Source organism: Paenibacillus sp. P4_A7 (genome assembly GCF_056402455.1).
The window spans coordinates 1-10,362 of the sequence record NZ_JBFUHJ010000173.1; the positions used below are offsets into that span (position 1 = coordinate 1).

Genomic DNA, 10,362 nt, shown 5'->3' on the forward strand with positions numbered 1-10,362 from the left:
GCGTTGGGATGATCCTCCAAGGCTATTCGCAGGAGTTAGTTGGTCAGAATGTCGTATTTCAGTTGAGAAAAGAGCTATATGCTCATTTACAGCGATTATCGTTCTCTTATTATGACCGTGCTCAAACCGGTCAATTGATGTCTAGAATGACAGGAGATATCGAAGCAGTGAAAAACTTCGTAGGCTTCGGGGCAATGAGCTTATTTACCGGATTGCTTACGTTTGTCGGCACTATTATTTTTATGATGAGCATGCAGTGGAAGGTTACTTTGATTAGCTTAATTACAATACCATTAATCTTGTTCGTGTTGTGGCGTTTCAATAAGCAGGTCGGACCTGCGTGGTCGAACATTCGTGAGCAAATGGGTCGTTTGACTAATACGCTCCAGGAGAACATCTCAGGAATTCGAGTTGTTAAATCCTTCGCTACGGAAAAAGTGGAGGAACGGAAATTTTCGGAGCGTAATGAACAAAACTTCGCAACGAATATGCAGCGCGCAAGGCTTGAAGCGAAAGCTTTTCCACTTATGGGTTTCTACGGCGGATTAACTTTTGTGATGATGATTTGGATTGGTGCTATTTTTGTGGTCAGAGATGAGATGTCGCTGGGGACATTTATGGCGTTTCAGTGGTATGTATGGGGTATTATATGGCCGCTTAACATGCTAGGCTGGCAGATAAATATTTTGCAGCAAGCTATCAAAGCAGCTCCGCGAGTATTCGAAGTGCTTGATACAACAATTGATATTGTTAAGCCTAACAAGGCTCATAGTACAGATGGGATGAAAGGGAATGTTGAATTCAATCAAGTAACCTTTCATTTTGCTGATCAAGATGTGGATAAGGATAGACCGATTTTAGATCATGTTTCTTTTCAGGCCGATCAAGGGGAAGTTATCGGCGTACTTGGTTCTACTGGTTCCGGTAAGAGCAGTCTGATTGGATTATTATCGAGGTTCTATGATGTAACAGGAGGCAGGGTGTTAATAGACAATACCGATGTACGTGAGTATGACCTGGACGGATTGCGTCGCAGTATCGGTATCGTACCGCAAGAGACATTCCTTTTCTCGGCATCGATTCGGGATAATATCGCATATGGTTATCCAGATGCGACCGATGAACAAATCGAACAAGCAGCAAGAAAATCACAAATTCACAGCTTTATCAAAAGTATGCCGGATGGCTATGATACTCGCATTGGAGAGCGTGGTGTCGGCCTCTCTGGCGGGCAACGTCAACGTGTTGCGCTCGCTAGAGCTATTTTGATGGACCCGCCTATTCTTGTGCTTGATGAAGCGACAGCAAGTGTAGATACAGCAACAGAATCTGCTATACATGAGGCACTGCTTGAAGTAATGAAGGGACGCACGACTTTCATTATCGCACAGCGTTTGTCGTCGATTCAGCATGCTGATCGTATCATTGTAATTGAAAACGGCCGGATTACAGAGGAAGGCACTCATAAGGAATTGAATGAGCGCAACGGCTTCTTCCGTCAATTATTCGACAGACAAAAGCAAATAGCACATCAATAGTTTTTAGATGCTTACGAAGTAAGTTTTGCATTCGCAAAACTAAGGTTATGCTTACGAAGTAAGTTTTGCATTCGCAAAACTTTTAAGGAGGGGAAGTATGAGTCAAGTCGAATGGGATTTGGATGATGAGGCGGAGGAGAAACCGTTTAACGTGAACTATATGCGACGGATGATGCGTTACCTTATCCCTTATCGTAAATTACTGAGTTTGGTCGTTGTTATCGTATTTGCTAATATGCTGCTCAGCTTATCGGAGCCCCTCATACTCGCTTATATCATTGATAGAGGGATTTTAAAAGGCGATTATGCGGTAATTCATATACTTGGAGCAGTACTGCTTGGTATAAAGCTAATTGGATGGTTATTCAGTTGGATGCATACGAGATGGATTAACTTTACCGGACAACGTATTTTATTTGATTTACGTCAGCAATTATTTAAGCATTTGCAATCCTTATCTTTTCGCTTCTTTGACGGGCGGCCTGCTGGCAAAATTATGTCCCGTATTACGAATGATACGAATGCTATCGGCGAATTGATCAACGGCGGATTGATTACGATGGTAATGGAAGGTACACACTTGGTCGGTATTGTGATTATCCTGTTCTGGATGGATTGGCAGCTTGCGCTTTTATCCTTTGTAATGATGCCGCTGCTTTATTTAATCGTTGCTAAGCTTAGACCGAAGATCGAAGGATCTTGGTATCGCTCTAGGTCGACCATGTCAGCAATAAACGCTAATTTGAATGAAACGATTCAAGGTATTCGTGTCATTCAAGCGTTTTCCCGCCAGGATACGAATAACGATAAATTTAACGGTATTAATATTCGCAATAAAACAGCATTTATGCGTGCTATCACTTTAGAATCAACGGTGTATCCGCTTGTAGAGATGATCGGTATGCTGGGTACTTGTATCGTGATCTGGTTTGGAGCTATTCGTGTTATAGACGAAGCCATTACACTTGGATTTATTATGGCATTCATCAATTACTTATGGCGCTTTTGGGGGCCGCTTAGCGCATTATCTAAGGTGTATAGTCAGCTATTGTCTGCTATGGCTTCTGCGGAGCGAATATTTGAGGTGCTGGATACAGAGGCAGAAGTGAAAAATAGTGATCACGCAATTGAATTGCCAACGATTCGCGGAGAGGTTATTTTTGAAAATGTGTCTTTCCGCTATGAGGAATCCAAGCCGGAGGTTTTGCATAACGTTTCTTTTAGTGTGCAGCCAGGGCAGCGAGTAGCTCTTGTTGGGCCTACCGGAGCTGGAAAAAGTACAATCGTCAATTTACTCATGCGTTTCTACGATTCAACTGACGGTACGATTCGAATAGATGGAATGGATATAAAGGATGTAACGCTTAGTTCGTTGCGCGAGCAAATGGGTATTGTACTGCAAGACTCATTTATTTTCGCAGGAACGGTTGAACAAAATATGCGTTATGGCAATGAGGACGCCACGGATGAGCAGCTTAGGAAAGCAGGGGAGAGCGTAAGGCTAGATCGTGTTGTAGAACAACTATCGGATGGTTATCAAACCGAGGTGGAGGAACGCGGTTCAAAGCTATCAGTCGGGCAGCGACAACTGCTGGCATTCGGTCGCGTGCTGCTATCCGATCCACGAATCTTGATATTAGATGAAGCAACATCAAGTGTAGATACAGAAACGGAGCAGCATATTCAAGAAGCGCTGCAAACGTTATTTACTGGAAGAACGGCATTTATAATTGCTCATCGTTTATCAACGATTCGAGACGCTGATCTGATTCTAGTCGTAGAGGATGGAAGGATTGCTGAGCAAGGCTCCCATGAAGCGCTGATGAAGAAAGGCGGCATCTATGCGAACCTCGTACTAACTCAGCTTTCTATGCAAGATTCAGTTATTTTACAAACGAGCACTTCTTCCTAAAAAAAGGCTGGATAAAGGACGAATCAAGCAGCGCGTGGTTAGCGCTAGCTTGATTCGTCCTCTTTTTTTATCCGATCAATAGCTTGAGCCATCGTTTTGTCCGTTAAATGCGCATAAATTTGTGTTGTTTCCGGAGATGCATGTCCTAATTGTTCTTGTGTCTTGTAAATATCGTTGCGTAAATAATAGTCAGTTGCAAATGAGTGTCTTAATTTATGTACGGATAAGTACGGCTTGCCAAACCGCTTCGCATATTTGATGACCATTTCTTGAATAGCCCGTTTCGTCATGCGAGAGCCTTCATTCTTGCCATTTGCAATCGCGAGAAACAATGCTTTTTCACGCTTTGGAGCTTTGTAACGGACATCCCTCAGCGTTAAATAAGCAGTTAAGTCCTCGACAGCCTCCTGACGGAAATAAACAGGTGTTTTGAAGGTGTCGTCATTTTTACCTTTGCGATATACATAACAAAGCTTCTTCTTCAGATCAATATCATCAACATTCAAGTTCACAAGCTCTGAGACACGCAAGCCAGAGTGCAAAATAAAGCTAATAATACACGCATCTCGGATCATATTTAACTCATAAGAGTAAAGTGCTTGTTTATTGGCAGCAACTTCAGTTCCATAATGCTGCTTAATGTAATCCATAAACTCAAATATCTCTTCTTCTTGAAGAAGCTTTCCTTCTAGCTTAGCAGCCGTATCCTTCGGCTTGTGAGTCCGTTTAATAGTAACCTTCGCCATTACGTTACGTTTCAGCAGCGGATAGAACTCTTCGTCTTCAGCAATTTGACTTAAATAATGAAATAAGGATCGGAGAGAGGACAGTTTCCGCGAGATCGTTGTCTTGCTGTTTCTTTCTTTCTTATGAGTGGACAAGTACATCCGATAGCCATCTATACTGTCCATATGCAGCTTCTCCAGCTCAAGCAAGGCAACGTTTTTGAGCGTGCTTGCTTCTGACAATCCTTCTGCCATAATCCAATTAAGGAATGTTTCATAATCACGTATATATTCAACCAAGGATGAGGGCGATAGATCCGGCAGTTTGTAATTAATGAACTTTTCAATGTACCAGGGCATGGAAGGCAGCTTCTTATCAAGCTCCTCACGGTCCTTCTGTTTTAAAATATTAATGAAGAACACCTCATTCTATTAACGACATTATTTATTAATGGTGTTAAACAAACATAATAATAATTATGTAAACAAATCATCGATGAAGGAGCAGAATCTTTAATAATCCATCTGAAGCAGATAAAAATTAACAATTGCTATCGTTATTGTACCTTCCTTTTGAACATGTGTTCAAGTGTAAGAAGTGGAACATTTGAACACCAAGAATCGGAATTGAAATAAACTTCATTGAATCACATGTTTACGAAAGGCTGCTGGCGTATGACCGGTTTTCTTTTTGAACAATGTTATAAAATAAGGTGTGTTCGCTAAACCAACACGTATTCCTACTTCAATAATTGCTTTGTCAGTACTAATAAGCAGAGACTTAGCATGCTCAATTCGAATTTGCTGGATGTATACAATGGGTGTAATCCCTTTGACCTTCTTAAAAGTTCGATGAAGATGGTATGGACTTCCATGACAAATATGTGCCAGCAGTTCAAGTGAAAGCTGCTCCATATAGTTATTTTCGATATACTCTGTGACCATAGCTATCCATTCGTCATCCGGCAAACGGCTGCCTGTAGGTTTGCATCGTTTGCATGGACGGTATTTTGCAGATAAGGCTTCCTCAGCAGTTTGAAACAAAGAAATATTTTCTCTTTTTGGAGGTCTAGATTTGCAAGACGGGCGGCAGAAAATACCTGTGGATTTTACAGCATAAAAAAATTGATTATCGTAAAACGTATCATTGTCCATAATGGCTTGCCATTTATCATCCGTTATTAAAATCATCGTCAACACCTCAATCCTAGTATAACCGTCAAGTCGATGGTTTGTATGCTTCTCTAAGTGTAATAGCAAGATAACGAAATCACAAAAAGGACAAGTAAATGAAGTTCATTTGCTTGTCCATTTTTAAAGAAAAATAGGCTTCAAATCACATCTGTGGTACGTGTAAACATCCGAAAACGACAATTTAGCAATTTAATGTAATTTATGTATTCGGGTTACATTACTGCTATTGACTATGATAAGATCTAACGAACCCGTCGACTGCTTACCAAACTTAACTGATTTTGCGAAAGAATCATAAATGCGCAAAAGAAAAGGGAGGTTCATTTAACATAATGAACATTAAATTAGTCAAATATAGCATGTCCGTTCTGTTCCTAATTATGATTGCGATCGGTATGCCAACTCAACAAGCTGCTGCTGCAAAGCCTGCGACATTAAAAGTAGGAAGCACGGAAGCTGATGTTCCCGATTTGCAATATCGTTTGAAAACTATAGGGTACTTTAACTCGACCATTACTAGCTATTTTGGTTCAACTACCTTTGATTCTCTGATAAAGTTTCAGAAGGAGCACGGCCTTACAGCCGATGGAATTGCTGGTTCAAATACATGGAAAGTACTCAAATCGGTTTCTGTAAATCAAGCTGAGCTTGATATGCTGGCAAAAATTATTTATGCAGAGTCACGTGGTGAGCCTTATGAAGGACAAGTAGCAGTAGGTGCGGTAGTTATGAATCGTGTTGAAGCTTCTGGTTTTCCAGATTCAGTCGAAGAGGTCATCGAGCAGCCACGGGCTTTTACCGCTGTTGATGATGGTCAGTATAAATTGAAACCAGATTCTCGTGCATATCAAGCAGCCGAGGAAGCTGTTAAAGGCAATGATCCGACGAATGGTGCACTTTATTATTTCAATCCAGAAACAGCGACATCTAAATGGATATGGACACGAACACAGACAGGTAAAATAGGTCGACATGTTTTTGCAGTTTAATGTATTTTGCGTGATGAAGTTGAATTTGATAGCATATTTTGCATAGTCAAGAAGAACCTTACTAGGAGCTAGAGCTTAGAGTAAGGTTCTTTTTTATGTTACAATAAGTTCTGTTGTAAAATGTTTAAGAAAGTGGGCATAAGCGAAAGTATCGGTTATAATTTATTATTAGTGGCAATTGCTATTAATCGATAACTATTTATTTGATGGAGGTGCTTGTAATGAAGGTGGAGATTTGGTCGGATTATGTTTGTCCATTCTGTTATATTGGCAAAAGAAAGTTCGAGATTGGGCTAGAGCAGTTTGCACATAAAGATAAAGTGGAGACTGTGTTTCGCAGTTTTGAGTTAGACCCTAGCGCAGACCCTCATGCAAATGAAAGTACACATAGCATGCTTGCTTCCAAATATGGAATGAGTCTTGAGCAAGCAAAGGCAACTAGTATAGATGTTGCTAAACAAGCCGCAGCAGTTGGCCTGACATTTAATTTTGAGTCGATGGTTAATACGAACACTTTTGATGCGCATCGACTTGTCCATTTTGCAGCTGAGCAAGGTAAAGAAAAGGAAATGTCCGAGCGACTATTTAAAGCTTATTTTACGGATAATGATAATGTAGGAAATCGTGAAAAGCTTGCTGAGTTAGCGGCTGATGTTGGTCTAAACCCAACTGCAGTTGCAGATATGCTAGCTACAAGCCAATTTGCAGATGCAGTTCGCGGTCAAGAAGAAGAAGGCAGCCGCCTTGGCATTCGCGGTGTTCCTTTCTATGTCATCGATCGTAAATATGCAGTATCAGGTGCTCAGCCTCCTGAAGTGTTTTTAGAAACTTTGAACAAAGCATGGGAAGAGAAATACCCAACTCTAGTTCAAGTAAACCAAGCAGATCAAGATGCTTTGTGTACGGATGGCGTTTGTGTTCCTAAGGCACCAGAAGCCTAAAGCTTTCTTTGAAAGGAGGATATCTTTGTGACAATCGAACAAAAACAACTGCATGTGTTTGCTGGTTCCTACGCGGAGTCAGAAGACAGTGGTGTGTATGTATATATTATGGATGAAGCTACGGGTTCTTTAACGTTGAAGGATGAGTTTGCAGGGTTAAAAAATCCTACATTCCTTAATGTTGATGTTGATCATAACTTGTTGTATGCCATTTCGGAAACTGTTAACGACGCAGGACAAAAAGTTGGCGAAGCAGCTGTTTTCACCATTCATCCAAAAGACAGCGCAATAAGCTTAATTGAACGTAAAGTAACTGTTAATTCTACGACTTGTCATATTCAGCGTGATAGTCAAAGCCAGTATTTGACGGTCACCAGTTATCATGGCGGTATGATTGGACTGTATCGTATTGCGGAAGATGGCACTATAGGCGAACAATTGGATGTACAGCAGCATACAGGCAGTAGCAATCATCCTGAGAGACAGGATCGACCGCATCCGCACTCTTCGTTTTATAGTCCAGACGGCCGATTTTTGTTTGTCTCGGACCTAGGTCTTGATCTCGTCGTCACTTATGCTATCGATGCAGACAGCCAAAAGCTTATCAAGCATAGTGAAGTTGCTATTCATCCTGGAGYTGGGCCGCGCCATTTTGCATTCCATCCAAGCGGTGAGTTCGCATATGTTATCAATGAAATTGACTCAACGGTTACTTCCTTTACATATGACGCGGAGAATGGCCAGTTAGCTGTGACTGATACAGTCAGCACCTTGCCACCTGGCTTCGCTGAAGAAAATTCATGTGCAGAAATTGTGGTTTCAGCAGATGGAAAATATGTGTACGGGTCTAACCGCGGACATGATAGCATTGTTGTGTTTGCTGTGAATGAGCAAACAGGATTGCTTGCTCCTGTACAGTATGTATCTGTTGAGGGCGGTCATCCGCGTCATTTTGCATTAACACCAAATGGCAACTATCTAATTGCAGCGAATCGTGATACGAATAATATCGTAACGTTCCGTGTAGACCAGACAACGGGAAAGCTACAGTCTTCCGGGCAAAGTATAGAAGTATCCAAGCCAGTTTGTGTTTTGCCAGTTTATTTAACGACATAAATAATTAATACTATAAGCAATGAAATGAAGAGGGGAATACATCAGCGTGTCTACTAGCGAAGAAGCAAAACCCAAGTTGAAAGCAACTAAAATTTTCAAATGCAAAAATCCGGAGTGCAAAGCGTGGGTAAGAGATGAATTTGCAGCAAGTGAGCAAACTTGTCCGATATGCAAAGGTCCAATGCTCAGAAGCATGCGGCATTTACCAGCCGTTCAGAATAAACCAAAGCCACAGCCTCGCAAACCGAAATCAGATTATTAATCCATTCAAACAAAACATCCTAATCCATTAAATTGGATTAGGATGTTTTGTTATTATTAGTGCATGGCTTAACGTTCTTAATGTGATACGATAAGTATATTAAACATGGATAGAATGGAATGATAGTATGATTGTTTATTTTTTCTCACTAATAACGGCAGCTCTAATTATTATATGTAACAACTGGCGCCATGCATCGAACCGTTGGGCGGCTTTTTTTCTAAGCTGCGCATCAATCGGTGGTCTAGCAGATCTATTGGTAGAAAGTGGTTTCCAAGCACTGGCAGATGTATCAAAGCTTCTTAACTATACATTGACTCCGTATGGGGTCCTTATGTTCAGTATCATTTATTCTGGCATTTATAAGCTAACCACCAAATATAAACGGGGTTTAAGGCTACTGCTATTTCTTCCCCCGATTGCTACAGCTGTAACCGCAGTGATGAATCCCGATCATACATTATTCTTTGTCTTATTGCTCATTTGGAGCGCACCCTATTATTTATGTTCTTGTTATCTGCTTGTTATATCCTTTTGGAGGGAGCAAGACATTAGAATGAAGCGAAGTCGCTTCATTACGACGATTATAATCGTGCCTACTTTACTTGGTGTACTGGTGTTTATAAACATCGCAAAGGTTATTTCTCCAAATTTTGATTTCTTCAATTACATATCTGTATTTATCATCTATTCACTCGCTGTCGCGTTGTTATGTACGTTTCTGTATGGTGTACTAGGTGTGAAACTCAGGTTCGAACGTGACCCACTTGAAAGCACTATGAAAGCAGTCAGTTCAGGTGCTGCTATGTTGAACCATACGATAAAAAATGAAATAGGGAAGATCTCAATCAGTGCAGACAATTTGAAGAGTATCTTTCCAGACGCGGATGTGCAATCACAGCAGCAGCTGCAAATTATTGCAAACTCCTCGAATCATATGCTTGCCATGGTGACTCGTATACATAGCCAGATGAGGGACCTCATGCTTCAAGAGGAGCCGTGCCGAATCGATCAGTTGGTTGATGAGTGCATCATGCAGCATCGAGGAATGTTGGATAAGGAAGGGGTAAAAGTGAACACCACCTATGCGATACGCCCTGTTATCTGGTGTGATTCTGTTCATGTAAGAGAGGCAATCGGTAATGTACTTATGAATGCGTGTGAGGCCATGACAGGAGGCGGAGTCATAGAGGTTCATCTTAGTGCGACTAAACGCCGTATAGAGCTAGCGATAAGAGATAGCGGTGCAGGAATCCCAGCCGACATGCTTGGCCACGTATTTGATCCGTTTTACAGCAGTGGCATAACCGGACATAATTTTGGGCTTGGCTTATCCTATGTTTACAATGTAATGCAGAAGAGTGGTGGGTCAGTTGCTATTACTAGCATAGTAGGAGCAGGCGGCGGAACAAACGTATCGTTCTTTTGGCCACGGAAAAAAGTGATAGAAGGTAGGGAGTCACGTTGAGCCATATTAAAGTGTTTATTGTTGAGGATGATGCAGATTGGATCAAGGCGCTAACAAGTTTCCTCAACCGTGAGAATGACATACTCGTCGTTGGGGCTGTAACGAACTCAAGTGAAGCACTGAAGATGGCAGAAACGACTGCGTTTGATGTCATTCTTATGGATATTCAGCTTGAGGGCAGCAAGCTTGACGGCATTCATACCGCGATGGAAATGCA

At 41.4% G+C, this 10,362-nt stretch carries 10 protein-coding genes; 8 read left to right on the forward strand and 2 right to left on the reverse strand.

Features of this window, described 5'->3' with window-relative positions; genetic code table 11:
- Together AC1DWN_RS19090 and AC1DWN_RS19095 are read left to right on the forward strand one after the other, a co-directional pair.
- Nucleotides 1-1,538 (forward strand): ABC transporter ATP-binding protein (locus AC1DWN_RS19090; protein WP_477560489.1); only part of this gene is annotated, 1,538 nt, incomplete at its 5' end.
- A 97-nt stretch (nt 1,539-1,635) separates the two neighbouring features.
- The gene (locus AC1DWN_RS19095; protein WP_477560490.1) at nt 1,636-3,450 is read left to right on the forward strand and encodes an ABC transporter ATP-binding protein; all 1,815 of its coding nucleotides are present in this window, start codon (nt 1,636-1,638) and stop codon (nt 3,448-3,450) included.
- A 44-nt stretch (nt 3,451-3,494) separates the two neighbouring features.
- On the opposite strand, the gene xerS is transcribed toward AC1DWN_RS19095, so the two are convergent.
- Both xerS and AC1DWN_RS19105 read right to left on the reverse strand, forming a co-directional pair.
- Nucleotides 3,495-4,589, reverse strand: a complete 1,095-nt coding sequence (xerS, locus tag AC1DWN_RS19100; protein ID WP_477560498.1) for a tyrosine recombinase XerS — start codon at nt 4,587-4,589, stop codon at nt 3,495-3,497.
- Nucleotides 4,590-4,814: 225 nt separating this feature from the next.
- Nucleotides 4,815-5,366 carry a bifunctional transcriptional activator/DNA repair enzyme AdaA gene (locus AC1DWN_RS19105; protein ID WP_477560491.1) on the reverse strand — a complete coding sequence of 184 codons (552 nt, stop codon included), beginning with the start codon at nt 5,364-5,366 and terminating at the stop codon, nt 4,815-4,817.
- A 335-nt stretch (nt 5,367-5,701) separates the two neighbouring features.
- Between AC1DWN_RS19105 and AC1DWN_RS19110 the strand changes: the two genes are divergently transcribed.
- The 6 genes from AC1DWN_RS19110 to AC1DWN_RS19135 form a co-directional block, all read left to right on the forward strand.
- Nucleotides 5,702-6,358 (forward strand): cell wall hydrolase, encoded by a 657-nt coding sequence (locus AC1DWN_RS19110; RefSeq protein ID WP_477560492.1) that lies wholly within the window; start codon nt 5,702-5,704, stop codon nt 6,356-6,358.
- Nucleotides 6,359-6,579: 221 nt separating this feature from the next.
- Complete coding sequence (locus tag AC1DWN_RS19115) at nt 6,580-7,299, forward strand: DsbA family oxidoreductase (RefSeq protein ID WP_477560493.1); 720 nt, start codon at nt 6,580-6,582, stop codon at nt 7,297-7,299.
- A gap of 27 nt (nt 7,300-7,326) precedes the next feature.
- Nucleotides 7,327-8,415 (forward strand): lactonase family protein, encoded by a 1,089-nt coding sequence (locus AC1DWN_RS19120; RefSeq protein ID WP_477560494.1) that lies wholly within the window; start codon nt 7,327-7,329, stop codon nt 8,413-8,415.
- A gap of 46 nt (nt 8,416-8,461) precedes the next feature.
- Nucleotides 8,462-8,677: a cold-inducible protein YdjO-related protein gene (locus AC1DWN_RS19125; RefSeq protein ID WP_477560495.1), complete on the forward strand. Its 216-nt coding sequence runs from the start codon at nt 8,462-8,464 to the stop codon at nt 8,675-8,677.
- 127 nt (nt 8,678-8,804) lie between these two features.
- Nucleotides 8,805-10,145, forward strand: coding sequence for an ATP-binding protein (locus AC1DWN_RS19130; RefSeq protein WP_477560496.1), 1,341 nt, complete (start codon nt 8,805-8,807; stop codon nt 10,143-10,145).
- A partial coding sequence (locus AC1DWN_RS19135) for a response regulator (protein WP_477560497.1) occupies nt 10,142-10,362 on the forward strand: 221 nt, incomplete at its 3' end. The genes AC1DWN_RS19130 and AC1DWN_RS19135, both read left to right, overlap by 4 nt.

Excerpts from the sequence above, each read along its gene's own strand:
- AC1DWN_RS19095 (WP_477560490.1), top strand. The coding sequence starts at position 1,636 with ATGAGTCAAGTCGAATGGGATTTGGATGATGAGGCGGAGGAGAAACCG.
- AC1DWN_RS19105 (WP_477560491.1), bottom strand. The coding sequence starts at position 5,366 with ATGATTTTAATAACGGATGATAAATGGCAAGCCATTATGGACAATGAT.
- AC1DWN_RS19110 (WP_477560492.1), top strand. The coding sequence starts at position 5,702 with ATGAACATTAAATTAGTCAAATATAGCATGTCCGTTCTGTTCCTAATT.
- AC1DWN_RS19115 (WP_477560493.1), top strand. The coding sequence starts at position 6,580 with ATGAAGGTGGAGATTTGGTCGGATTATGTTTGTCCATTCTGTTATATT.
- AC1DWN_RS19130 (WP_477560496.1), top strand. The coding sequence starts at position 8,805 with ATGATTGTTTATTTTTTCTCACTAATAACGGCAGCTCTAATTATTATA.